The following is a 25,510-nucleotide window of genomic DNA, read 5'->3' as shown; positions in this document are numbered from 1 at the left end:
AAACCCATAAATACGTTCAAATATGTCAAAACTTTCATAATTGCGACATTCCTGTACGTTCGTACCACTCTTTCCGCCTTGCGACGGTTCAGCATCTTGCAATGGGTATGGCGCCTGCATAAGTATCCGCAGGCCGACTCACGAGGTCGCCCTCACCACCAAAAATGACAACAAATCATGAGGCCAACATGCTTAAACACGCAGTCCTTCCGTTATTAGTGAGCGCTGGCCTTATGGCCGCGGCCCCATTCGCCCAAGCGGCGACTAACCTGGTGTTCTGCTCCGAAGGGAGCCCGGCCGGTTTCGATCCAGGCCAGTACACCACCGGAACAGACTTCGATGCTTCGGCCGAAACCATGTTCAACCGCCTGAGCCAGTTCGAACGAGGCGGCACCGCCGTTGTTCCTGGCCTGGCCACCAGCTGGGACGTGTCCCCGGATGGCCTGACCTACACCTTCCACCTGCGCGAAGGCGTCAAGTTCCATACCACCCCATACTTCAAGCCAACTCGTGAATTCTCGGCTGACGACGTCCTGTTCACCTTCAACCGGATGATCAACAAAGACGATCCATTCCGTAAGGCCTACCCCACCGAGTTCCCGTACTTCACGGACATGGGGATGGACACCAACATCAAGAACATCGAGAAGGTCGATGCCCACACCGTCAAGTTCACCCTTGGCACCGTGGACGCCGCGTTCATCCAGAACCTGGCCATGAGCTTCGCTTCCATCCAGTCGGCCGAATACGCCGCCCAACTGTTGAAAAACGGCACGCCCCAGGACATCAACCAGAAGCCGGTCGGTACTGGCCCGTTCGTATTCAAGAGCTACCAGAAAGACTCGAACATTCGCTACACCGGCAACAAGGACTACTGGAAACCTGAGGACGTGAAGATCGATAACCTGATCTTCGCCATCACCACCGACCCGTCGGTGCGTATCCAGAAGCTGAAGAAAAACGAGTGCCAGATCACCCTGTTCCCACGTCCGGCCGACCTCAAGGCGCTGGGTGAAGACAAGGACCTGAAACTGCCGCACCAGGCCGGTTTCAACCTGGGCTATGTCGCCTACAACGTCATGGACAAGGTCAAGGGCAGCGACCAGCCCAACCCACTGGCTGACCTGCGCGTGCGCCAGGCGCTGGACATGTCGGTGAACAAGCAGCAGATCATCGACTCCGTCTACCAGGGCGCAGGCCAACTGGCGGTCAACGCCATGCCGCCAACCCAATGGTCCTACGACACCACCATCAAGGACGCCAAGTACGATCCCGAGAAAGCCAAGGCGCTGCTCAAGGAAGCGGGTGTCAAGGAAGGTACCGAGATCGTTCTGTGGGCGATGCCGGTTCAGCGCCCGTACAACCCGAACGCCAAGCTGATGGCCGAAATGCTGCAAAACGACTGGTCCAAGATCGGCCTGAAGGTCAAGATCACCAGCTACGAGTGGGGCGAGTACATCAAGCGTTCCAAAGGCGGCGAGAACCAGGCCATGATCATTGGCTGGAGCGGCGACAATGGTGACCCGGACAACTGGCTGAACGTGCTGTTCGGCTGCGACTCCCTGGCCGGTAACAACTTCTCCAAGTGGTGCGACAAGAAATTCGACGGCGTCGTGAAAGAAGCCAAGGCTACGTCGGACGTCGCCAAACGCACCGAGCTGTATAAGCAGGCGCAACATATCCTCAAAGATGCAGTCCCGATGACACCTATCGCGCACTCGACGGTGTATCAACCCATGCGCAACACCGTACAGGACTTCAAGATCAGCCCGTTTGGCCTGAACTCCTTCTATGGCGTGAGCGTAAGCGGCAAGTAAGGACCAATGACGGCGACGTTTCATAACGTCGCCGTTATTGCATCCGCCTGGACCGTAGGCAATAGACCACGCTCGTAATCGCCGCTTCCTACAGCTGCGAACTGCGACAAGTAGCTCTTTTGCCTACAAGGTCAGTCCAATTTGGCACATTTACTGCGCAGTCCGCGACCCATACCGTCGTAGGACAGCAGAGGCTCCAACCTGGGAAAGGCACTTGCTGTGTGTGGGATCAGTAATGTCCCCCTGGCCGTACGCCAGGGTGATTGCTTGCTGATGACAACTACAAACAAGGATCGGGATCGTCATGCGCCATACCACCGTTCTATCCGCAATTTTTGGCACCAGCCTGCTGGCCGTAGCCACGATGGGCCAGGCGGCCGACAAGAAGAGCCTGGTGTTCTGCTCCGAAGGCAGCCCGGCAGGGTTCGACACCGCGCAGTACACCACCGCCACCGATAACGATGCGGCCGAGCCGCTGTACAACCGCCTGGTTGAGTTTGAAAAGGGAGCGACCAACGTCGTACCTGGACTGGCGACCAAGTGGGACATTTCCGAAGACGGCCTGACCTACACCTTTCACCTGCGTGAAGGGGTGAAATTCCACAGCAACAAGGAATTCAAGCCAACGCGAGATTTCAACGCCGACGACGTGCTGTTCACCTTCAACCGCATGCTTGACCCCGACCACCCGTTTCGCAAGGCCTACCCCACCGAGTTTCCGTACTTCAACGGGATGAGCCTGAACAAGAATATCGCCAAGGTCGAAAAAACCGACCCGCATACCGTGGTGATGACGCTGAACTCGGTCGACGCTGCGTTCGTGCAGAACATCGCCATGAGCTTTGCCGCCATCCTGTCGGCCGAATACGCCGAGCAGTTGCTCAAGGAAGGCAAGCCCAGCGACATCAACCAGAAGCCGATCGGCACTGGCCCCTTTGTCTTCCAGCGCTATCAGAAAGACTCGCAGATCCGTTATGTGGGCAACAAACAGTACTGGGACCCGAGCAAGGTCAAGCTGGACCAGCTGATTTTTGCCATCAACACCGACGCCTCGGTGCGCGTGCAAAAGCTCAAGGCAGGCGAATGCCAGGTCACCCTGCACCCGCGCCCGGCCGACGTCGACGCGCTCAAGGCCGACCCGAACCTGCAATTGCTGACCAAGCCGGGCTTCAACTTGGGCTACATCGCCTACAACGTGCGCCACAAGCCCTTCGACCAGCTCGAAGTGCGCCAGGCGCTGGACATGGCGGTGAACAAGCAGAGCATCCTCAACGCCGTGTACCAGGGCGCGGGGCAGTTGGCAGTCAATGCCATGCCGCCGACCCAATGGTCCTACGACGACAGCATCAAGGACGCCGCCTACAACCCGGAAAAAGCCAAGGAACTGCTCAAGGCCGCCGGCGTGAAGGAAGGTACCGAGATCACCCTGTGGGCGATGCCGGTGCAACGGCCGTACAACCCCAACGCCAAGCTGATGGCCGAGATGCTGCAAAGCGACTGGGCCAGGATCGGACTGAAGGTCAAGATCGTCAGCTACGAGTGGGGCGAATACATCAAGCGCACCAAGAACGGTGAGCACGATGTCAGCCTGATCGGCTGGACCGGCGACAACGGCGATCCGGACAACTGGCTGGGCACCCTCTACAGCTGCGACGCCATCGGCGGGAACAACTACTCCATGTGGTGTGACCCGGCGTACGACAAGCTGATCAAGCAAGCCAAGGTCGTGACCGACCGCGAACAAAGGACTGTTCTGTACAAACAGGCACAGCAACTGCTCAAGCAGCAGGTGCCGATCACACCCGTCGCCCACTCGACGGTCAACCAGCCGTTAAGCGCCAAAGTCGAAGGCTTCAAAGTAAGCCCCTTCGGCCGCAACGTGTTCTCGGGCGTCAGCATTACCCCATAAGAAAATAACCGGATTGCAGGGAGCGAAGTTGGCTCTCTCGCAAACGTGCAGCCTTTTATTGGGAAATTTCCTACGGCAAACGTTTGCAACAGCTTGATCGAGTTACACACCCAATAGCCGGATCACCAAAAAAGACCGGCATTAAAAAGAGAACCAAAGGAGCTTCAACCCATGAAACTGAGCAGCAAAGCGCTTCTGGCCTTGGCCATCAGCAGCATCACGGCCACCGCCTATGCTGAATCCGCAAGCCAGGATTTTGTTCCAACCACCCTGGCCGGGACCAGCGCCCAAAGCGAGGCCAAAGGTTTTGTCGAAGATTTCAGCCTGGGTGGCACCACCCGTAACTGGTACTCCCATGAAAGCAAATACCGTGGCGGCACCTTCGAATACGAGAAACACGGCGTAACCCGTACCGACCGTAACCGCACCAACTGGGTACAGGGCACCATCATCAACGCCAGCTCGGGCTTCACCCAGGGCACTGTAGGCGTCAAGACCGAATTGGCGGTGTACAACGCCCTGGTCCTGGACCGCAGCAAGCGTGATATCAAAGGCGGTTCCAACCGCACCCTGGCCGATTCCGACGGTGATGCAGTGGATCAATGGAGCAAACTGGGCCTGGCCAACGTGCAGTTCCGCGTGTCCAACACCACTTTGACCGCAGGTCGCCAGAACTTCAGCAGCGGCATCGTCGACACCATCGGCAACCGTGCCTTGCCATCGAGCTTCGAAGGTGTGAGCTTCAATAGCGAAGAGTTCAGCAACCTGTCGTTCCAGGGCGGTATCTTCGATCGCGTTTCGCCACGTACCGAACAAAGCCTGTCGAAATTCCGTAGCGAATACGGCAACGGCACCCAGGAAACCGACAAGGTATCGACCCTGGGCGTGAACTACCAGCCGTTGAAAAGCCTGAAAACCAGCTTCTTCGCCGCCAACGTAAAAGACTTCTGGAACCAGTACTACTTCGGCGCAACCCACGAGTTGGGCGACGCCCAGCAACTGGCGCTGACCACCGGTTTCAACTACTACAAAACTGTCGATGAAGGCAAAAAAGAGATGGGGGAAATCGACAACGATACCTACTCCCTGTCCCTGGGCCTGGCTCACCAGGCACACAGCCTGACCTTCGCGTACCAGCAAGTGAACGGCAACGAGTACTTCGACTACCTGCACGAAACCAACGGCATCTACCTGGCCAACTCCCTGACCTCGGACTTCAACGGCCCGAACGAGAAGTCTTTCCAGATCGCCTACGCCATCAACATGGCCGAATACGGTGTGCCAGGCTTGAAGTTCAACGCCTACTCGGCCCGCGGCTGGGACATCGACGGTACCCACTACACCGGCAACAATGGCCGCGCCAAGTTCGCCTACGACGGCATCCAGAAACAAGACGGCGAAAAACACCAGGAATACGGTGTAGGCGCCTCTTATGCGATCCAGAGCGGCGCGCTCAAGGCCACCACTGTGCGAGCAACCTACGTTGAGCACCGCGGCAGCGAGTTCCAGTCCGACGGCAGCATCAAAGAGTTCCGCCTGGTCACCACCATCCCGTTCAACATTCTTTAACTAGCACCAGGTAGACGGCAGGCTCAGGACGAGCCTGCCGTCTACGCTTGTCTGGTCCCATCGATTGCAGAGGGCTCTGAATGAAAATGCTCCCGCTACAAGCTGCCGTTGCCGCTGCGCTGTTAAGCGTGGCTATCGGCGTATCGGCCAAACCCCTGGTGGTCTGCACCGAAGCCAGCCCGGAGGGTTTTGACCCGGTCCTGTACACCACCGCCGTCACCGCCGACGCAGCCGCAGAAACCATGTTCAACCGCCTGGTGGACTTCAAGCCCGGTACTACCGAAGTGGTTCCAGCGCTGGCCAAGGACCTGCCCGAGATCAGCGCCGATGGCCTGACCTACACGTTCCACCTGCGTGATGACATCAAGTTCCACACCACCGACTACTTCAAACCCACGCGCAACCTGAATGCCGACGATGTGCTTTGGAGTTTCCAGCGCCAGCTGGACCCGAATCACCCGTGGCATAAAAAATCCAACGTGGGCTACCCGTACTTCGAAAGCATGGGCTTCAAGGAACTGCTCAAAAGCGTAGAGAAGACCGACGACCACACCGTGGTCTTCACCCTGACCCGCCCTGAAGCACCGTTCCTGGCCGACCTGGCCATGGCGTTCTCCTCTATCCACTCCGCCGAATACGCCGACCAGTTGCTCAAGTCCGGCAAGACCGATGACCTCAATGCCAAGCCGATCGGCACCGGTCCGTTCATCTTCACCCGCTACCAGAAAGATGCCCAGGTGCGCTTCAAGGCCAACCCGGAGTATTTTCGTGGCAAGCCGCCAGCCGATCCGTTGATCCTGGCGATTACTGTCGACAACAACGTCCGCCTGCAAAAGCTCAAGGCCAACGAGTGCCAGATCGCGCTGTATCCCAAGCCCGATGACGTGCCGAGCATGAAGGCCGACCCGAACCTCAAGGTCGCCGAACTGGCGGCGATGACCACCGCATACACCGCCCTGAACACCACCCACAAATACATGAGCGACGCGCGGGTGCGTCACGCGATCAACATCGCGTTCGACAAGAAAGGCTACAACGAATCCCTGTATGGCAAAGGCAACGCCGTGGATGCCACCGGGCCGTATCCGCCGACCCTGCTGGGCTTCAACGACAAGCTGAAAAACCCTGAACGCGACCTGGACAAGGCTCGTGCCCTGCTCAAGGAAGCCGGTGTACCGGAAGGCACCGAGTTCACCCTGTTCACCCGTAACGGCGGCGGCCCGACCAACCCCAACCCGATGCTCGGCGCCCAGCGCATGCAGGCGGATCTGGCGCAGATCGGCCTGAAGGTGAACATCAAGGTCATGGAGTGGGGCGAAATGCTCAAGCGCGCCAAAGCCGGCGAGCACGACATGGTTTCCGCCGGCTGGGCCGGTGACAACGGCGATCCGGATAACTTCCTTACGCCGAACCTGAGTTGCGATGCAGCGAAAAACGGCGAAAACTACGCCCGCTGGTGTAACAAAGAGTTTCAGGACTTGATCGATAAGGCCCGCGCCGACGCTGAACCCCAGCAGCGGGCCGCACTCTATCAACAAGCCCTGGAGGTTTTCGACAAGGACCAACCGTGGATTCCCATGGCGTACCCGAAAATGTTCACCGCCATGCGTAAAAACGTCGAGGGTTATACCCAAAGCCCTCTGACGAACAATAACTTCGCCACCACCCAGGTGAAGTAAATAAGAGAAACGCTCGGCACCGCCCACCAGGACGGTGCCGAACCTGCCTAACCGGCTGATTGAGGTACACCACAAGATGTTTAGTTTTATTGCCCGCCGACTGGGGTTATTGATCCCCACGTTTTTCGGCATCACGTTGCTCACGTTTGCGTTGATACGCATGATCCCTGGCGACCCTGTCGAAGTCATGATGGGCGAGCGGCGCGTCGACCCCGAGATGCACGCACAGGCAATGGAACGCCTCGGCCTTAACAAGCCGCTGTACGCGCAATACCTGGACTACGTCGGCAAGCTCGCCCACGGCGACCTTGGCGAATCCCTGCGTACCCGCACCAGCGTGTGGACCGAGTTCACCGCCCTCTTCCCGGCGACCCTGGAACTGTCCATGGCCGCCCTGTTGTTCGCCGGCATCCTGGGCCTGTTGGCCGGGGTGATCGCGGCACTCAAGCGAGGATCCCTGTTCGACCACGGGGTGATGGGCATCTCCCTGGCGGGCTATTCGATGCCGATCTTCTGGTGGGGCCTGATCCTGATCATGTTCTTCTCCGTGAGCCTGGGCTGGACCCCGGTGTCCGGGCGCATCGACCTGCTCTACGACATCGAGCCGCGCACCGGCTTCATGCTGATCGACACCCTGCTGGCCGACGAGCCGGACGCGTTCTGGGATGCGCTGCACCACCTGATCCTGCCGGCCATCGTGCTCGGCACCATCCCGTTGGCAGTGATCGCACGGATGACCCGTTCATCCATGCTCGAAGTGCTGCGCGAAGACTACATCCGCACCGCCAAGGCCAAGGGCCTGTCGCCGGCGCGCGTGGTGTTCGTGCACGGCCTGCGTAACGCGCTGATCCCGGTACTCACCGTGGTCGGCCTGCAAGTCGGCACCCTGCTGGCCGGTGCGGTGCTGACCGAAACCATCTTCTCGTGGCCCGGCATCGGCAAATGGCTGATCGAAGCCATCGGCGCGCGGGACTACCCGGTGGTGCAAAACGGCATCCTGCTGATCGCCTGTCTGGTGATCCTGGTGAACTTCGTGGTGGACATCCTCTACGGCTTCGCCAACCCACGCATCCGTCACCAGCGCTGAGATCATGACCATGACCACACCTACTCAAGTGTCAGCAGTCGATCAAAGCCTGCTGTACCCGTCGCCGTACAAAGAATTCTGGCAAGCCTTCTCCAAGAACAAGGGCGCGGTTGCCGGCCTGCTGTTCATGTTGCTGATCGTGTTCTGCGCGATCTTCGCCCCCTGGGTGGCGCCGCATAACCCGAGCGAGCAATACCGCGACTTCCTGCTGACCCCGCCGTCGTGGCTGGAAGGCGGGCAGATCCAGTTCCTGCTCGGCACCGACGAACTGGGCCGCGACCTGCTCTCGCGCCTGATCCAGGGCTCGCGCCTGTCCTTGCTGATCGGCTTGTCGTCGGTGGTGATGTCGCTGATCCCGGGCATCCTGCTGGGTCTTTTCGCCGGTTTCTTCCCGCGCCTGCTCGGCCCGACCATCATGCGCCTGATGGACATCATGCTGGCCCTGCCCTCGCTGCTGCTGGCGGTTGCCATTGTCGCGATCCTCGGCCCTGGCCTGATCAACACCGTGATCGCTATCGCCATCGTGTCGCTGCCGTCCTACGTACGTCTGACCCGCGCTGCGGTGATGGGCGAGCTGAACCGTGACTACGTGACTGCCGCCCGCCTCGCCGGCGCCGGCCTGCCGCGCCTGATGTTCATCACCGTGCTGCCCAACTGCATGGCACCGCTGATCGTGCAGGCGACCCTGAGTTTCTCCTCGGCGATCCTCGATGCCGCGGCCCTGGGCTTCCTTGGCCTTGGCGTACAACCGCCAACCCCGGAGTGGGGCACCATGCTGGCTTCGGCCCGTGACTACATCGAACGCGCCTGGTGGGTGGTGAGCCTGCCCGGCCTGACCATTTTGCTCAGCGTGCTGGCAATCAACTTGATGGGTGACGGCCTGCGCGATGCGCTGGACCCAAAACTCAAGAACGCCGCCTGAGGAGATTCCCATGTCACTGTTAGAAATCAAGAATCTCAACGTCCGCTTCGGCGACAAGACCGCCGTGCCGGTGGTCGATGGCCTCGACATTGCCGTCGACAAGGGCGAAGTCCTGGCCATTGTTGGCGAGTCGGGCTCGGGTAAATCCGTGACCATGATGGCGCTGATGGGCCTGATCGAGCACCCCGGCATCGTCACCGCCGACGCCCTGAACTTCGACGGCAAGGACATGCTCAAGCTGAGCAACCGCCAGCGCCGCCAGATCGTCGGCAAAGACCTGGCGATGGTGTTCCAGGACCCGATGACCGCGCTGAACCCCAGCTACACCGTGGGTTTCCAGATCGAAGAAGTGCTGCGCCTGCACCTGAAAATGTCCGGCAAGCAAGCCCGCAAGCGCGCCATCGAGTTGTTGGAAAAAGTCGAGATCCCGGGCGCCGCCAGCCGTATGGACGCCTACCCGCACCAGTTGTCCGGCGGTATGAGCCAGCGTGTGGCCATCGCCATGGCGATTGCCGGCGAGCCGAAACTGCTGATCGCCGACGAACCGACCACGGCATTGGACGTCACCATTCAAGCGCAGATCATGGACCTGCTCCTGGCCCTGCAAAAAGAGCAGAACATGGGCCTGGTGCTGATCACCCACGACCTGGCAGTGGTGGCTGAAACCGCCCAGCGCGTGTGCGTGATGTACGCCGGCCAAGCCGTGGAAGTCGGCCAGGTGCCGCAGTTGTTCGACATCCCGGCGCACCCGTACAGCGAAGCGCTGCTCAAGGCGATCCCCGAACACAGCCTCGGCGCCACGCGCCTGGCCACGCTGCCGGGTATCGTGCCCGGCCGCTATGACCGCCCGCAGGGTTGCCTGCTGTCGCCACGCTGCCCGTATGTGCAGGAAAGCTGCCGTGCCCAGCGGCCCGGCCTTGATCCGAAAAGCAACAGCCTTGCGCGCTGCTTCTACCCCTTGAACCAGGAGGTGGCGTAATGGCCGTCGTTCTTACTGCCCGCGACCTGACCCGTCATTACGAAGTGTCCCGTGGCCTGTTCAAGGGCCACGCCACCGTGCGCGCCCTCAACGGTGTGTCCTTCGAACTGGAAGCCGGCAAGACCCTCGCGGTTGTAGGCGAGTCAGGTTGCGGCAAATCCACCCTGGCCCGTGCGCTGACGCTGATTGAAGAACCATCGTCCGGCTCGCTGAAAATCGCCGGCCAGGAAGTCGCCGGTGCCGACAAGGCCCAGCGCAAGCAATTGCGCAAAGACGTGCAGATGGTGTTCCAGAGCCCGTATGCCTCGTTGAACCCACGCCAGAAGGTCGGTGATCAACTGGGCGAGCCGCTGCTGATCAACACCAACCTGTCCGCCGCCGAACGCCGCGAGAAAGTGCAGGCGATGATGAAGCAAGTGGGCCTGCGCCCTGAGCATTACCAGCGCTACCCGCACATGTTCTCCGGTGGCCAGCGCCAGCGGATCGCCCTGGCCCGCGCGATGATGCTGCAACCGAAAGTGCTGGTGGCGGATGAACCGACCTCGGCGCTGGACGTGTCGATCCAGGCCCAGGTGCTCAACCTGTTCATGGACCTGCAGCAGGAATTCAACACCGCCTACGTGTTCATCTCCCACAACCTGGCGGTGGTGCAGCACGTCGCCGACGATGTGATGGTGATGTACCTCGGTCGCCCGGTGGAAGTGGGCCCCAAGGAAGACATCTACGCACGCCCCCTGCATCCGTACACCCAGGCGCTCCTATCGGCCACCCCGACCATTCATCCGGATCCGAACAAACCGAAGATCAAAATCGTGGGCGAGTTGCCCAACCCACTGAACCCGCCGCCGGGCTGCGCGTTCCACAAGCGCTGCCCGTATGCGACGGCACGTTGCAGCAGCGAGGAGCCGCAACTGCGCGCCTTGGATAACCGCCAGGTGGCGTGCCACTACGCGGAGCAGTTTGTGGCCTGACCCAGCAATAAAAATGCCCTGGAGGTTCAGTCCAGGGCATGACATGAGTTCTACCGCCCCACCCGTCGGATTGCGCATCAGTCCGGTAGGTGGGGCTTTTTTTCAGCTCGACTCAGGTATCGCTATCACCCTCAGTGTCATCATCGTCCGCAGGGGCCTGTTGGTCATCGTCATCCTTGGAGCCGCCCTGGTCCTCATCACCGGGCTCCGACTCGCTCTTGGCCAGTTGTAAACCACCCGCCTGCGCCGTTTTCGCCGCCACAAACCCTGGGACCTGGCTCTGCACTGCGGTATTGGCCCATGCAGAGGAGATCCCCAGCGATAACATCACCAGCACTTTTAGCAACATCACTAAACGTTGAAAAATACTCATGGTCAATTTCCGTCCAGTCAGTGAATCACTCGCGCCGGCGTTCGACCGTCGCTGTGAATTAAGCTAGTTCCGATCCTGGTTTTATGCCACTCGCGCGTCAGGTGTCACCATCGTCATAGGTTTCGCTGTCTTCCCCTTCGTTATAAGGGTTTTCTGCATCCTCCTTGGGCGCAGGCTGGGCCTGGGGTTGCCAACTGCCGGAGTTGACCTCGTTCTGCTTTTTCTTGGTGACCGGCCCCGTGTCCTTCCACTGCGGCGCTCCTGCGCCCGCCAGTGCCGGAAGGGACGTCAGCCCCAGGACGGCCAGCAACACCAGAGGGATGGCGCGTTGAGCATTTCGCACGGTGATCTCCTTTGCAGTCGGTGGTTAAACGCTAGACCCGATGCCGGATTCTCGCCAATCCCATGCCTGGAGGAGAAAAAAATGTGGGAGGGGGCTTGCTCCCGATAGCGTACTGTCTGCCCCGAATATATTGGCTGACACACTGCTATCGGGGGCAAGCCCCCTCCCACATTTTGTTTTGCGGCGCTCAGACCTTAGTGGTGCTCGCGGGTCGCGCGGAATTTCACATCAGGCCAGCGCTCTTCCATCAGCGCCAGGTTGACCCGGGTCGGGGCCAGGTAGGTCAGGTGACCACCGCCGTCGAGCGCGAGGTTTTCCACGGCCTTGTTGGAGAACTCTTCCAGCTTCTTCTTATCGGCGCATTCAATCCAGCGCGCGGAGTACACGGTGATCGGCTCGTAGGAGCATTCGACCTTGTATTCCTCTTTCAAGCGGCTGGCGACCACATCGAACTGCAGCACACCCACGGCGCCGAGGATGATGTCGTTGCTGCGCTCAGGGAAGAACACCTGGGTAGCGCCCTCTTCCGCCAGTTGCTGCAGGCCTTGGCGCAGTTGCTTGGATTTCAGCGGGTCGCGCAGGCGCACGCGGCGGAACAGTTCCGGGGCGAAGTGCGGGATACCGGTGAAGCCCAGCGTTTCACCTTCGGTGAAGGTGTCGCCGATCTGGATGGTGCCGTGGTTATGCAGGCCTATGATGTCGCCGGCGTAGGCCTCTTCGAGCTGTTCACGCTCGGAGGAGAAGAACGTCAGGGCGTCGCCGATGCGCACGTCCTTGCCGGTGCGCACGTGGCGCATCTTCATGCCTTTTTCGTACTTGCCCGAGCAGATGCGCATGAAGGCAATACGGTCGCGGTGCTTGGGGTCCATGTTCGCCTGGATCTTGAACACGAAACCGGTGAATTTCTCTTCCACCGGTTCTACGGTGCGCTCGTTGGCGACACGGGCCAGGGGCTTCGGTGCCCAGTTCACAACGGCGTCGAGCACGTGGTCGACGCCGAAGTTGCCCAGGGCGGTGCCGAAGAACACCGGGGTCAGTTGGCCGTCGAGGAATTCCTGCTGATTGAACTCATGGCAGGCGCCCTGCACCAGTTCCAACTGGTCGACAAAGCGGTCGTACTCGTCACCCAGGTGGGCGCGGGCTTCGTCGGAGTCGAGCTTCTCGATGATTTTCACATCGGTGCGCTCATGACCATGGCCGGCGGTATAGACAATGATGTAGTCGTCGGCCAGGTGGTACACGCCCTTGAAGTCGCGGTAGCAACCGATCGGCCAGGTGATCGGCGCAGCCTTGATCTTCAGGACGGCTTCGATTTCATCCAGCAATTCGATCGGGTCGCGGATATCACGGTCGAGTTTGTTGATGAAGCTGACAATCGGCGTATCACGCAGCCGGCATACGTCCATCAGCGCGATGGTACGCGGCTCGACGCCCTTACCGCCGTCGAGGACCATCAGTGCCGAGTCCACCGCGGTCAGGGTGCGGTAGGTGTCTTCGGAGAAGTCTTCGTGGCCCGGGGTGTCGAGCAGGTTGACCATGTGGTCGCGATACGGGAACTGCATGACCGACGTGGTAATGGAAATACCCCGTTGTTTTTCCATTTCCATCCAGTCGGAGGTGGCATGGCGGTCGGATTTGCGCGATTTCACCGTGCCGGCCACTGCGATCGCCTTGCCCATCAGCAGGAGCTTCTCGGTGATGGTGGTTTTACCGGCATCGGGGTGGGAAATAATGGCGAAAGTGCGGCGTTTCGCGACTTCGGCGGCCTGGTGGGTCATGGGAAATCGCCTGGCAGGTGAGTCAAAAAAGGGCGGCGAGTATAGCGCAAACCGCAGGGGCCGGACCACCGTTCACCCCATTGGGGGTGGCTAAATGCTGCCAAGTATGGAACCTTTTAAAAGGTAGAGACGTCCACTCCCCTGCTACCGCACTCGTAACAGGGGCTGAAAAATCAGCAAGTTAGCCTGACGAGGCTGCGCTCATGGCTCGATTTGATACCGCATTGCCGGTATTGGCGAGCTGCTTTTCGCGACCCTATTCGCCGACAGCCAGGAATGGCATTGCCGCTCGGGAATGTGGTCGCCGACAAAAGAAAAAAGGAGTCCGCCTGTGGCTATTCGCTATGGCAAAGGGCTGATAGGAGGAGTGGTTGTCGTCGCTCTCCTGGCCCTGCTGGTCCACTGGATCGGCATCAACACGATCGAACTGTACCGCGACGATTTGTTGTTTTACCTGCAAGCTCATTTGATCCTGGTTCTAGTCTCCATGCTGGCCGCCCTCGTTGTGGGCATCCCCGCCGGTATCCTGCTCAGCCGACCGAACATGGTCGGGCGCGCAGAACGCTTCATGCAGATCTTCAACATCGGCAACACCGTCCCGCCCCTGGCCGTACTGGCCATCGCCCTCGGCGTCCTCGGCATCGGCAGTGGCCCGGCCATCTTCGCGTTGTTCCTCGCCTCCTTGTTGCCCATCGTGCGCAACACCTACGAAGGCCTCAAAAACGTTCAAGGCTCGCTGAAAGAAGCCGCCACCGGCATCGGTATGACCCCGCGCCAGGTGCTGTTTCGCGTCGAATTGCCGAACGCCGTGCCGATCATCATCGGCGGTGTGCGCGTGGCCCTGGCGATCAACGTCGGTACCGCGCCGCTGGCGTTCCTGATTGGTGCCAATAGCCTGGGCAGCCTGATTTTCCCCGGCATCGCCCTGAACAACCAGCCGCAACTGCTGCTCGGCGCCGCGTGCACCGCGTTGCTGGCGTTGCTGCTCGACGGCCTGGTAACCATGGCCAGCCGCCTCTGGCTGGAACGCGGGTTGCGTCCGTCTTAAGGCTTGGCAAAGGAATACACATGAAAAAAATCACCTTGATACTGAGCTGCGTCCTGCTGTTTGCAGGTTTTGCGCAAGCTGCCGAAAAACCCGTGATCCGCATTGGCGCGCGGGTGTTCACCGAACAGACCCTGCTGGCCGAAATCACCTCTCAGTACCTGCGCACCAAGGGCTACGACACCCGCGTGACCGGCGGCCTGGGCAGCAACCTGGCGCGCAGTGCCCAGGAAAGCGGGCAACTGGACCTGATCTGGGAATACACCGGCGTGTCGCTCGTGGCCTACAACCATGTGGATGAGAAGCTCGACAGCGAACAGTCCTACGCCCGAGTGAAAGAGCTCGACGCGAAAAAAGGCCTGGTCTGGCTGTCGCCGTCGCGCTTCAGCAACACCTACGCCCTGGCACTGCCCGAGAAAGTGGCCGAGGAGCATCCAGAGATCAACAGCATCAGCGACCTCACCAACGCCATGGCGGAAGACACCAAGGAACACCGCCTGGTGGCCCTGGACACCGAGTTCGCCAACCGCTCCGACGGCCTGGCCGGCATGGTCAAGCTGTATGACATGAACCTGACGCGCAAAAACACCCGGCAGATGGACGCGGGCCTGGTCTACACCGCCCTGCGTAACGGCCAGGTGTTTGCCGGCCTGGTCTACACCACCGACGGTCGCCTCAACGCGTTCAAATTGAAGCTGCTGGCCGACGACAAGCACTATTTCCCGGACTACACCGCCGCCCCCGTGGTGCGCCAGGTTTACCTCGACGCACACCCGCAGCTGGCCGCAGACCTTGCGCCTCTGGCCGCGCTGTTCGACGACAAGACCATGCGCGAGTTGAACGCGCGGGTCGACGTCGACCATGAAAGCCCATCCGCTGTTGCCGCCGATTTCCTGCGCCAACATCCGATCAACTAAGAAGGAGAAGACATGGAATTCCTGAACGCCTTTTCCCATCTTGATTGGGCCCAGGTCCTGCACCTGACCTGGCAGCACATCACCCTGGTCGGTATCGCGGTGATCCTGGCGATTGTCGTCGGCGTACCCCTCGGCGTGCTGATGACCCGCTTCCCGACCCTCGCCGGCCCGTTGCAAGCCAGCGCCACGGTGCTGCTGACCGTGCCGTCCATCGCCCTGTTCGGCCTGCTGCTGCCGTTCTACTCCAAATTCGGCCAGGGCCTGGGGCCGATGCCGGCGATCACCGCCGTGTTCCTCTACTCCCTGCTGCCGATCATGCGTAACACCTACCTGGCCCTCACCGGCGTCGAACCGGGCATCCGCGAAGCAGCCAAAGGCATCGGCATGACCTTCGGCCAGCGCCTGCGCATGGTCGAACTGCCCATCGCCGTGCCGGTGATCCTCGCCGGCGTGCGTACCGCCGTGGTGATGAACATTGGCGTCATGACCATCGCCGCCACCATCGGCGCCGGTGGCCTGGGTGTACTTATTCTGGCTTCCATCAGCCGCAGCGACATGTCGATGCTGATCGTCGGCGCCGTGCTGGTCAGTCTCCTGGCCATCTTCGCCGACCTGCTTCTGCAATGGCTGCAACGCTCGCTGACTCCAAAAGGACTGCTCAAATGATCGAACTTCAAAACCTGACCAAGACTTTTCAAAGCAACGGCAAAACTGTTTCGGCCGTGAACGACGTAAGCCTGACCGTCAATGAAGGCGAGATTTGCGTATTCCTCGGCCCTTCGGGCTGCGGCAAGAGCACCACGCTGAAAATGATCAACCGCCTGATCAAGCCGACCTCGGGCAAGATCCTGATCAACGGCGAAGACACCACCGACCTCGATGAAGTGACCCTGCGTCGCAACATCGGCTACGTGATCCAGCAGATCGGCCTGTTCCCGAACATGACCATCGAGGAAAACATCGTGGTCGTGCCCAAGCTGCTGGGCTGGGACAAGCAGAAATGCCACGACCGCGCCCGCGAGTTGATGAGCATGATCAAGCTGGAACCCAAGCAGTACCTGCATCGCTACCCGCGTGAACTGTCGGGCGGCCAGCAACAGCGCATCGGCGTGATTCGCGCACTGGCGGCCGATGCCCCGTTGCTGCTGATGGATGAGCCGTTCGGCGCGGTCGACCCGATCAACCGCGAGATGATCCAGAACGAGTTCTTCGAGATGCAACGGGCGCTGAACAAGACCGTGATCATGGTCAGCCACGATATCGACGAAGCCATCAAGCTGGGTGACAAGATCGCCATCTTCCGCGCCGGCAAGCTGCTGCAGATCGATCATCCGGACACCCTGCTGGCCCATCCGGCCGACGAGTTCGTCAGCAACTTCGTGGGCCAGGACAGCACCCTCAAACGCCTGTTGCTGGTGAAGGCTGAAGACGCGGCGGACAACGCCCCGTCGGTGAGCCCGGAAACCCCGGTGGCCGATGCCCTGGAGCTGATGGACGAAACTGACCGCCGCTATGTGGTAGTCACGTGCGCCGAGAACAAGGCGCTCGGCTATGTACGCCGTCGCGACCTGCACCGTCAGACCGGTACCTGCGGCCAGTACCTGCGCGAGTTCAACGCCACGGCGGCGTATGACGAGCATTTGCGCATCCTGTTGTCGCGCATGTACGAGTTCAACCGCTCGTGGTTGCCGGTGATGGATGCGGAACGGGTGTTCCTGGGTGAAGTGACCCAGGAGTCGATTGCCGAGTACCTGAGTTCCGGTAAGTCCCGTGGGGGCAAGACCAGTATTGTCTCCCCCGCCGAGACCGCCCTGGCCTGATCTTATGTGGGAGGGGGCTTGCTCCCGATGGCGGTGTGTCAGTCACTTCATCTGTCACTGATCCACCGCTATCGGGAGCAAGCCCCCTCCCACATTTCCCCTTCGGTGAGTCAGGGAAATCGCCTCGATTACCACTCAGCGGGGAACATCATTCCGTCACACGTGTCGGTTACATAAGTAGCTGCGCGCGGTCCCGCGACGAACGCGTGCAAAAACGCGACATTTTTAGTTGATCTATGGCCCCTCACGTCCTAAAGTTCGCGCCGAACGTCCATGCTGGAAACGATCCATCCGGCTCAAGTACTGACGACGAGACAGCAAGGCCAAGGGAAGCGACTATTCCCATGGCCTTTTTGCTTTCGGCGACATGCCTTGGGAAGTAGGCGAACCAAAGTGGGGATACGGAGGACGTTCATTTGCACCCATTGATCAATTTAGTTTGCCCTTAGGAGTTCCCAGCATGTCGATCAACGTCGAAGATTATTTCGCGCGCGCCACTTTTGACAAAATGAAGGCGTTCGCCGACAAACAGGAAACCCCGTTCGTGGTGATCGACACCGCGATGATCAGCCAGGCCTACGATGACCTGCGCGCCGGTTTCGAATTCGCCAAGGTGTATTACGCGGTCAAGGCCAACCCGGCCGTCGAGATCATCGACCTGCTGAAAGACAAGGGCTCGAGCTTCGACATCGCCTCGATCTACGAGCTGGACAAGGTCATGGACCGCGGCGTCAGCGCCGACCGTATCAGCTACGGCAACACCATCAAGAAATCCAAGGACATCCGCTACTTCTACGAGAAGGGCGTGCGCCTGTTCTCCACCGACTCCGAAGCCGACCTGCGCAACATCGCCAAGGCCGCGCCGGGTTCGAAAGTGTATGTACGTATCCTCACCGAAGGCTCGACCACGGCCGACTGGCCTCTGTCGCGCAAATTCGGCTGCCAGACCGACATGGCCATGGACCTGCTGATCCTCGCTCGTGACCTGGGCCTGGTGCCCTACGGCATTTCGTTCCACGTTGGCTCGCAGCAACGCGACATCAGCGTGTGGGACGCGGCAATCGCCAAGGTCAAGGTGATCTTCGAACGCCTGAAGGAAGAAGACGGCATCCACCTCAAGCTGATCAACATGGGCGGCGGCTTCCCGGCCAACTACATCACCCGCACCAACAGCCTGGAAACCTACGCCGAAGAAATCATCCGCTTCCTCAAGGAAGACTTCGGCGATGACCTGCCGGAAATCATCCTCGAGCCAGGCCGTTCGCTGATCGCCAACGCCGGCATCCTGGTCAGTGAAGTGGTATTGGTTGCACGTAAATCCCGTACCGCCGTCGAGCGTTGGGTGTACACGGATGTGGGCAAGTTCTCCGGCCTGATCGAAACCATGGACGAAGCCATCAAGTTCCCGATCTGGACCGAGAAGAAAGGCGAGATGGAAGAAGTGGTCATCGCCGGCCCGACCTGCGACAGCGCCGACATCATGTACGAAAACTACAAGTACGGCCTGCCGCTGAACCTGGCGATCGGTGATCGTTTGTACTGGCTGTCGACCGGTGCCTACACCACCAGCTACAGCGCGGTTGAGTTCAATGGCTTTCCGCCGTTGAAGTCGTTCTACGTGTAAGACGCCCGCGCACAAAAAACCCATGACATGTCATGGGTTTTTTTATGCCTCAGGCAAGGCTCACGGCCCGTTGGCGGAAGGCCTCGGCCAGCGCTCGAACCCGCGGATCACTCGCCGCCGCCAAGGCCTTGTGGGCTGTTCGCAGGAACTTGAGATTTCCGCCCGCCAGCGCCTTGCGCAACCACTCCAGCGCCGCCTCGACCTGGCCCCTGTCGGCCAACACCGCCGCGTAACTGAACTGCCCGCGAAAATCCCCGGCCTCGGCTGAGCGTCGATACCACTCCACAGCCGCCTCCAGGTCCCTCGGGCAAACCTGAGCGTCTTCCAGGTAGCGCCCCAGCAGGTTCATCGACTTGGCATGCCCCTGTTCTGCGGCTTGCCGATACAAAGCCAGCGCGTGCTGCGGGTTCTCGGCAACACCCCGGCCCGTCGCCAGCAGATTGGCATAGTTGTACTGGCCCCAATCCAATCCCGCGTCTGCCGCCAAGCGGTATTCCCGCGCAGCCGCCGCTTCGTCGATGGCACACCCCCAACCATGCTCCAGGCAACGCCCGGCCATATTGCGCGCCATTAAATGCCCGCCCTGCGCCGCAATCTGGAACCACCGCAGCGCCAGCGCTTCGTCGCGCGCAATACCGCGGCCTTCCAACAGGATTTGCCCGAGCAAGGCCTGGGCATCCACCACGCCCTCCTTGGCCGCGATCAGAATCGCCTGGGCCGCACGCACCGGCGAGTCGTCGAGCATGCCCTGCAATTGCTCAACGTTGAGCACTTCTTCGCGGCGCAATAAAAAGCCCATGTCAGACCTCGACCCAGCGACGCAACAGGTTGTGATAGGTGCCGGTGAGCTGGATCAGCCCAGGGTGGTCGGGCACATCACGGCTCAATTGCTGGATGGCGCCGTCCATCTCGAACAGCAGGGTGCGCTGGCTGTCTTCACGCACCAGGCTTTGGGTCCAGAAAAACGCGGCATAGCGCGCACCTTGGGTCACGGCGTTGACTTTGTGCAGGCTGGAGCCTGGGTACAGCACCATATCGCCGGCCGGCAACTTCACGCGCTGCAGGCCGAAAGTGTCCTGGATCTCCAGTTCGCCGCCGTCATAGTCATCCGGATCGCTGAAGAACAGCGTGGACGACAGGTCCGTGCGCACCCGTTCATGGCTGCCCCTGGCCTGGCGCACGGCATTGTCGATATGGAAGTCGAAGCTGCCACCGGCCGTGTAGCAATTGAGCAGCGGCGGGAAGACCTTGTGCGGTAACGCCGCTGACATAAACATAGGATTTTTCCACAACCGTTCGAGCATCGCCGCGCCGATCTCCTTGGCCAGCGGGTGGCCTTCGGGCAATTGCAGGTTGTGCTTGGCTTTGGCGGACTGGTGCCCGGCGGTGATTTTGCCATCGGCCCAATCGGCGGTTTCCAGGGCGTGGCGGATGCGCTGCACTTCCTCGCGAGAGAACAGGCCGGGAATGTGCAGCAGCATGGGGCAATACCTGTAGGCAAAGAGGCGCCAATGGTATTGATTCTTATCCGCCCTGTAAAACGCCGGAGACGAACGAGAACGTAAAAACCGTAAGGTAAAAGTGTAAAGAATGTAAATTCAGTGCGAATAGTAATGTATCGCAATTGATAGAAAGTCTTGTTCGCCCTATATTCCGCGGCCTCACCTCCTTGGGGAAAGGACACGTCATGTCGCGCACCACCACAAAAACACCTGTTGGCTCACCCCGTATGCTGGCTTCGGCCATCGGCGTTGCGCTCAGCGCCAGCTCTGTCGCCCATCTGGCACAGGCGGCCGAAGACACTGAACAAAAAGGCCAGCGCAACAGCATCGCCCTCGGCGCCACCAGCATCACCGGCGAAGAACAGGACAACACCGCGTACCAGGTCGAAAAAGCCTCGTCGCAAAAATACACCGCGCCGCTGGTGGACACGCCGCGCTCGGTGACCGTGGTGCCACAACAAGTCCTCAAGGACACCGCCGCCACCTCGTTGCAGGATGCCCTGCGCACCGTACCGGGGATTACCTTCGGCGCCGGCGAAGGCGGCAACCCACAGGGCGACCGTCCATTCATCCGTGGTTTCGACGCCCAGGGCGACACCTACCTGGACGGCGTGCGCGACACCGGCGGCCAGAGCCGTGAGATTTTCGACATCGAGTCCATCGAAGTCAGCAAAGGCCCGAACTCCTCCTTCGGCGGTCGTGGCTCGGCCGGTGGCAGCCTCAACCTGGTGAGCAAGACCCCGCAAGCCCGGGACTTCACCAACGGCGGCTTCACTTACGGTTCCGACCAGACTCGTCGTTATGTACTCGACGTGAACCGTCAGTTCCTCGACGACAGCGCCGCGTTCCGCCTGAACCTGATGAGCCACGAACAGAACGTGGCTGGCCGTGACGCAGTCAATTACGACCGCTGGGGCGTGGCCCCATCGCTGACCTTCGGCCTGGGCACGCCGACCCGCGTCAACCTCAGCTACTACCATATGGAAAGCAATGACCTGCCGGATTCAGGCATTCCGTATGGCTACAGCTCTTCGACCGCCACCACTCACGCGCACGACAAACCCACCGACGGCGGCGACAGCAATAACTTCTACGGTCTCAAGGACCGCGACTTCCGCAAGACCCGCGCGGACATCAGCACGTTCTCCATCGAGCACGACCTGAACGACGACATGACGCTGAAAAACACCCTGCGCCATGGCAGCACCGGTCAGGACTACGTGCTCACGCAGCCGGACGATAGCCAACGCAACGTCAACCGTTTCGGCACCGTGTGGCGTCGCGCGAACACTCGCGTCTCCACCACCACGACCACCACCAACCAGACAGATCTGTTCGGCAATTTCCAGGCGCTTGGCTTCAAGCACAGCTACTCCACCGGCCTGGAATTCACCGGCGAAGAAACCCGCGTCAGCGGTTACACCGTCACACCGAACAGCAACCCGACGTGCACCGTGGCCGGCGGCGGCCGGGGTGGACAGTGCACCTCGCTGAGCAACCCGAATCCGGACGACGCCTGGACCGGCAGCATCGCGCGCAATTACAACGGCACCAACACCAAGGCCACCAGCCGTGCCGCCTATGTGTTCGACACCATCGAACTCGATCCGAAATGGCTGCTGAACGTCGGCCTGCGCTACGACACCTTCGACACCGAAGCCAACACCAACGCCGTACCGACCTCGACGGTCAGGGCACGCAGCAAGGTCAAGGACGACAGCCAGTTCTTCAACTGGCAGGCGGGCCTGGTCTGGAAGCCTTTGGAGAACGGCAGCATCTACACCTCCTACGCGACCTCGGCCTCACCGGCAGGTGGACTGGTGGGCGAAGGGGTCGACAACAATGCGATTCCTACCGGCATCAACACCAGCGACCTCAAGCCCGAAGAAACCGTCAACTACGAGCTGGGCACCAAGTGGGACCTGCTCCACAACCGCCTGTCCCTGTCTGCCGCAGTGTTCCGTACCGAGAAGAAAAACACCCGCATCCTGGTGGACTCCAACACCTACGAAACGGCAGGCGAGTCGCGGGTCGATGGCCTGGAACTGTCCGCCAGCGGCAAGATCACCGAACAATGGCAAGTCTTCGCCGGCTACAGCTACCTGAAAGCCGAACTGGTTGACCCAGGCAAAAACGGCAACCGCCAGGGCGTCGTCCAGGCCGGTTCCAACAAAGGCAACCAAATGCCCAACACGCCGGAGAACTCGTTCAGCCTGTGGACCACCTATAACCTGACCCCGAAGCTGACCATCGGCGGTGGCGCGTTCTACGTCGATCAGGTTTACGGCGATGCGGCCAACACCGTGTATGTGCCCTCCTACACCCGCTACGACGCCATGGCCAGCTATAAGCTGAGCAAAAACGTCGACCTGCAATTGAACGTGCAAAACCTGACAGACAAGACCTATTACGACAAAGCCTACGCCTCGCACTTCGCCAACCAGGCGGCGGGCCGCACGGCGCTGCTGTCCACGAGTTTCCACTTCTAAACGGTCAGCAGCCCACAAAGCCCCACGCATCGGATGCGTGGGGCTTTTGCGTGTCAAACAGAATGTTTCTCGACAACCCACGGCATAATGCGCGCCGTGCCCTACATATTCAGATAGACGAGGCGGTCCGACGTGTTGAAGAAAACCCTGTTCCAGTTGCACTGGTTCTTCGGCATCACTGCCGGGCTGGTGCTGGCCTTGATGGGGATCACCGGGGCTGCGGTCTCGTTTCAGGATGAGATCCTGCGGGCGCTCAACCCAAGTGTGTTGAGCGTGGAGAAACGCGAAGCCGGCGTGCTGCCGCCCGCCGAGCTGGTGCACAAGCTGGAAGCCACCGAAGGCAAGGCCGTGTCCATGCTGTGGGTGGAAAGCGAAAGCGGCAACGCCGCCCGCGTGTTCTTCACCCCGCCGTCGGGTGAGCGCCGTGGCCAGATGCGCTATTTCGACCCCTACACCGGCGACTACATGGGCGACGCGGTCGGCCAGGATGTACTCGGCTTTATCCTGCAACTGCACCGCTTCCTGGCCATGGGCGAAACCGGCCGGCAGATCACCGGCGCCTGCACGCTGATCCTGGTGTTCTTCTGCCTGTCCGGCCTCTACCTGCGCTGGCCGCGCCAGGTCGCCAACTGGCGTGCCTGGCTGACGCTGGACTGGCGCAAAAAGGGCCGCAGCTTCAACTGGGATTTGCATTCGGTGTTCGGCACCTGGTGCCTGCTGGCCTACCTGCTGGCGGCACTGACCGGCCTGTCCTGGTCCTACGACTGGTACAGCCAGGGCCTGACCAAACTGCTGTCCGACGCGCCGCAGAATGAACGAATGCGCAAGCGCGGCCCACCGCCCGCAGGCCCGGCACCGGTGGCCAACTACGACGCGATCTGGAGCAGCATCTACAGCAACGCCGGCCCAGGCTTGAGTGCCTATAACATCCGCATGCCAGCCGTCGCCGGGCAACCCGCCATCGTCTATTACCTGCTCAAAGACTCCCCCCACGACCGCGCACTGAACCAGATCAACCTGGACCCGGCCACCGGCGAGGTCAAATCCCATGACACGTACGCCGGCAAAACCTTCAAGTCGCAGTTACTCACCAGCATCTACGCGCTGCACACCGGCAGTTATTTCGGCCTGGCGGGGCGCATTATCCTCACTGTCAGCTCGCTGCTCATGCCGCTGTTCTTCATCACCGGCTGGCTGCTGTACCTGGACCGTCGGCGCAAAAAACGCCAGGTACTCGACGCACGCAAAGGCCTCAGTGCCAACCACAGTGATGCCCCGGCCTGGCTGATCGGTTTTGCCAGCCAGAGCGGGTTTGCCGAGCAACTGGCCTGGCAGACCGCCGGACAATTGCAGGCGGCCGGCCTGCCGGTGAAGGTGCAGCCTCTGGGCAGTGTCAGCCAGGACGACTTGCGCCAGTCGGAAAATGCGCTGTTCGTAGTCAGCACCTTCGGCGACGGCGAAGCCCCCGACAGCGCCCGCGGTTTCGAGCGCAGCGTGCTCGGCCAGGATCTGTCACTCAAAGGCCTGAACTACTCGGTACTGGCCCTGGGTGATCGCCAGTACCAACACTTCTGTGGCTTTGCCCGGCGCCTGCATTTCTGGCTGACCCACCAGGGCGGTAACCCACTGTTCGCCCCGGTGGAAGTGGACAGCGGCGACAGTGCCGCCCTGCTGCACTGGCAACAACAGCTTGGACAACTGACGGGCCAGGCACCCGCCGCCGCCTGGCCGACCGCCCAGTATGAAAACTGGACGCTGAGCCAGCGCACCCTGCTCAACCCCGGCAGCGCCAGCTCGGACGTCTACCTGCTGGGCCTCACATCGCCATCGAAACAAAACTGGCTGGCCGGCGACCTGGTGGAAATCCTGCCGCGCAATTGCCCGTGGGCCATCGAGCATTTCCTCGAAGGCCTGGGGCTGATCGGCACTGACGGCGTGCTGATCGACGGCCTGCCACACACCCTCAACCAGGCCCTTGCGACCCGCCAACTGCCGGACAACCGGGCGCATCTGGTGGGCCTGCACGCTCAAGCGCTGGTGAACGCGCTCGCGCCCCTGGGCATGCGCGAATACTCCATCGCCTCGATTACCAGCGACGGCGTGCTGGAATTGATCGTGCGCCAGGAACGCCACCCCGATGGCAGCCTGGGTGTGGGCTCGGGCTGGCTCACCGAACATGCGGCCATTGGTTCGGCGATCAGCCTGCGCTTGCGCCGTAACAGTGGCTTCCACCTGCCGGAGGCGCCGGTGCCATTGATCCTGCTGGGTAACGGCACCGGCCTGGCCGGTTTGCGCAGCTTGCTCAAGGCGCGCATTGCCGATGGCCAGCAGCGCAACTGGCTGCTGTTCGGCGAACGCACCCTCGCCCACGACTACCTGTGCCGGGACGAGCTGCAAGGCTGGCTGGCCAGTGGTGACCTGGCCCTGCTGGACCTGGCGTTTTCCCGGGATCAGGAGGAGAAAATCTACGTGCAGGACCGCCTGCGTGAATCCGCCGATGTCCTGCGTAAATGGCTCGCGGACGGCGCGGCGATTTATGTGTGCGGCAGCTTGCAGGGGATGGCGACGGGCGTGGACCAGGCGCTGGTCGACATCCTCGGGAGTGAGACGGTGGAGCGTTTGATCGAACAAGGTCGCTACCGCCGGGATGTCTACTGATGTGATCCAATGTGGGAGGGGGCTTGCC

The 25,510-nt window shown here is 60.7% G+C and carries 20 protein-coding genes; 15 read left to right on the top strand and 5 right to left on the bottom strand.

Annotated elements, in window-relative coordinates; all coding sequences use genetic code 11:
- Positions 1 to 188: 188 nt before the first annotated feature.
- The 8 genes from J3D60_RS25805 to J3D60_RS25770 all read left to right on the top strand — a co-directional run bounded on the left by J3D60_RS25805 (position 189) and on the right by J3D60_RS25770 (position 10,933).
- A complete protein-coding gene (locus J3D60_RS25805; protein ID WP_141156742.1) occupies positions 189 to 1,817 on the top strand; it encodes an ABC transporter substrate-binding protein in 1,629 nt (542 codons plus the stop codon).
- 304 nt (positions 1,818 to 2,121) lie between these two features.
- Positions 2,122 to 3,726: an ABC transporter substrate-binding protein gene (locus J3D60_RS25800; RefSeq protein WP_065938504.1), complete on the top strand. Its 1,605-nt coding sequence runs from the start codon at positions 2,122 to 2,124 to the stop codon at positions 3,724 to 3,726.
- A gap of 171 nt (positions 3,727 to 3,897) precedes the next feature.
- Positions 3,898 to 5,295, top strand: a complete 1,398-nt coding sequence (locus J3D60_RS25795) for an OprD family outer membrane porin (protein WP_253493291.1) — start codon at positions 3,898 to 3,900, stop codon at positions 5,293 to 5,295.
- A gap of 80 nt (positions 5,296 to 5,375) precedes the next feature.
- Positions 5,376 to 6,974, top strand: a complete 1,599-nt coding sequence (locus J3D60_RS25790; protein ID WP_253493289.1) for an ABC transporter substrate-binding protein — start codon at positions 5,376 to 5,378, stop codon at positions 6,972 to 6,974.
- A 76-nt stretch (positions 6,975 to 7,050) separates the two neighbouring features.
- A complete protein-coding gene (locus tag J3D60_RS25785) occupies positions 7,051 to 8,061 on the top strand; it encodes an ABC transporter permease subunit (protein WP_003215992.1) in 1,011 nt (336 codons plus the stop codon).
- Between the two features lie 10 nt (positions 8,062 to 8,071).
- On the top strand, positions 8,072 to 8,983 hold the full coding sequence (locus J3D60_RS25780) for an ABC transporter permease subunit (protein WP_027604858.1): 912 nt from the start codon (positions 8,072 to 8,074) through the stop codon (positions 8,981 to 8,983).
- A gap of 10 nt (positions 8,984 to 8,993) precedes the next feature.
- Positions 8,994 to 9,962, top strand: a complete 969-nt coding sequence (locus tag J3D60_RS25775) for an ABC transporter ATP-binding protein (protein WP_065938502.1) — start codon at positions 8,994 to 8,996, stop codon at positions 9,960 to 9,962.
- Entirely contained in the window at positions 9,962 to 10,933 is a 972-nt protein-coding gene (locus J3D60_RS25770; protein ID WP_016971590.1) for a peptide ABC transporter ATP-binding protein, read from the top strand. Before J3D60_RS25775 ends, J3D60_RS25770 begins: the two co-directional genes overlap by 1 nt.
- A 112-nt stretch (positions 10,934 to 11,045) precedes the next feature.
- On the opposite strand, the gene J3D60_RS25765 is transcribed toward J3D60_RS25770, so the two are convergent.
- The 3 genes from J3D60_RS25765 to J3D60_RS25755 all read right to left on the bottom strand — a co-directional run bounded on the left by J3D60_RS25765 (position 11,046) and on the right by J3D60_RS25755 (position 13,427).
- Positions 11,046 to 11,306: a hypothetical protein gene (locus tag J3D60_RS25765; protein WP_092488983.1), complete on the bottom strand. Its 261-nt coding sequence runs from the start codon at positions 11,304 to 11,306 to the stop codon at positions 11,046 to 11,048.
- A 97-nt stretch (positions 11,307 to 11,403) separates the two neighbouring features.
- Positions 11,404 to 11,649 carry a hypothetical protein gene (locus J3D60_RS25760; RefSeq protein ID WP_141156740.1) on the bottom strand — a complete coding sequence of 82 codons (246 nt, stop codon included), beginning with the start codon at positions 11,647 to 11,649 and terminating at the stop codon, positions 11,404 to 11,406.
- 194 nt (positions 11,650 to 11,843) lie between these two features.
- The gene (locus J3D60_RS25755) at positions 11,844 to 13,427 is read right to left on the bottom strand and encodes a peptide chain release factor 3 (protein WP_027604861.1); all 1,584 of its coding nucleotides are present in this window, start codon (positions 13,425 to 13,427) and stop codon (positions 11,844 to 11,846) included.
- Positions 13,428 to 13,758: 331 nt separating this feature from the next.
- Between J3D60_RS25755 and J3D60_RS25750 the strand changes: the two genes are divergently transcribed.
- The 5 genes from J3D60_RS25750 to J3D60_RS25730 all read left to right on the top strand — a co-directional run bounded on the left by J3D60_RS25750 (position 13,759) and on the right by J3D60_RS25730 (position 18,833).
- Complete coding sequence (locus tag J3D60_RS25750) at positions 13,759 to 14,475, top strand: ABC transporter permease (protein ID WP_027604862.1); 717 nt, start codon at positions 13,759 to 13,761, stop codon at positions 14,473 to 14,475.
- Positions 14,476 to 14,495: 20 nt separating this feature from the next.
- Positions 14,496 to 15,389: a glycine betaine ABC transporter substrate-binding protein gene (locus J3D60_RS25745; protein ID WP_253493285.1), complete on the top strand. Its 894-nt coding sequence runs from the start codon at positions 14,496 to 14,498 to the stop codon at positions 15,387 to 15,389.
- A gap of 12 nt (positions 15,390 to 15,401) precedes the next feature.
- A complete protein-coding gene (locus tag J3D60_RS25740) occupies positions 15,402 to 16,055 on the top strand; it encodes an ABC transporter permease (protein WP_027604864.1) in 654 nt (217 codons plus the stop codon).
- Positions 16,052 to 17,209, top strand: a complete 1,158-nt coding sequence (locus J3D60_RS25735) for a betaine/proline/choline family ABC transporter ATP-binding protein (protein WP_017138294.1) — start codon at positions 16,052 to 16,054, stop codon at positions 17,207 to 17,209. The genes J3D60_RS25740 and J3D60_RS25735 overlap by 4 nt, the downstream gene beginning before the upstream one ends.
- A gap of 460 nt (positions 17,210 to 17,669) precedes the next feature.
- A complete protein-coding gene (locus J3D60_RS25730; protein WP_014716890.1) occupies positions 17,670 to 18,833 on the top strand; it encodes a type III PLP-dependent enzyme in 1,164 nt (387 codons plus the stop codon).
- A gap of 49 nt (positions 18,834 to 18,882) precedes the next feature.
- On the opposite strand, the gene J3D60_RS25725 is transcribed toward J3D60_RS25730, so the two are convergent.
- Together J3D60_RS25725 and J3D60_RS25720 are read right to left on the bottom strand one after the other, a co-directional pair.
- Entirely contained in the window at positions 18,883 to 19,632 is a 750-nt protein-coding gene (locus tag J3D60_RS25725) for a tetratricopeptide repeat protein (protein WP_159932972.1), read from the bottom strand.
- Position 19,633: 1 nt separating this feature from the next.
- Positions 19,634 to 20,314 carry a Fe2+-dependent dioxygenase gene (locus tag J3D60_RS25720; RefSeq protein ID WP_253493283.1) on the bottom strand — a complete coding sequence of 227 codons (681 nt, stop codon included), beginning with the start codon at positions 20,312 to 20,314 and terminating at the stop codon, positions 19,634 to 19,636.
- A 206-nt stretch (positions 20,315 to 20,520) separates the two neighbouring features.
- On the opposite strand from J3D60_RS25720, the gene J3D60_RS25715 reads away from it, so the two are divergent.
- On the top strand, positions 20,521 to 22,824 hold the full coding sequence (locus J3D60_RS25715) for a TonB-dependent siderophore receptor (protein ID WP_253493281.1): 2,304 nt from the start codon (positions 20,521 to 20,523) through the stop codon (positions 22,822 to 22,824).
- 132 nt (positions 22,825 to 22,956) lie between these two features.
- Positions 22,957 to 25,482, top strand: a complete 2,526-nt coding sequence (locus J3D60_RS25710; RefSeq protein WP_253493280.1) for a sulfite reductase flavoprotein subunit alpha — start codon at positions 22,957 to 22,959, stop codon at positions 25,480 to 25,482.
- Positions 25,483 to 25,510: the final 28 nt, after the last annotated feature.

It is taken from the genome of Pseudomonas sp. S3E17 (assembly GCF_024168685.1).
Lineage (GTDB): Bacteria > Pseudomonadota > Gammaproteobacteria > Pseudomonadales > Pseudomonadaceae > Aquipseudomonas > Aquipseudomonas marginalis.
Note: the sequence above shows the minus strand (reverse complement) of the source record. Positions and strands in the feature narration are given on the sequence as shown.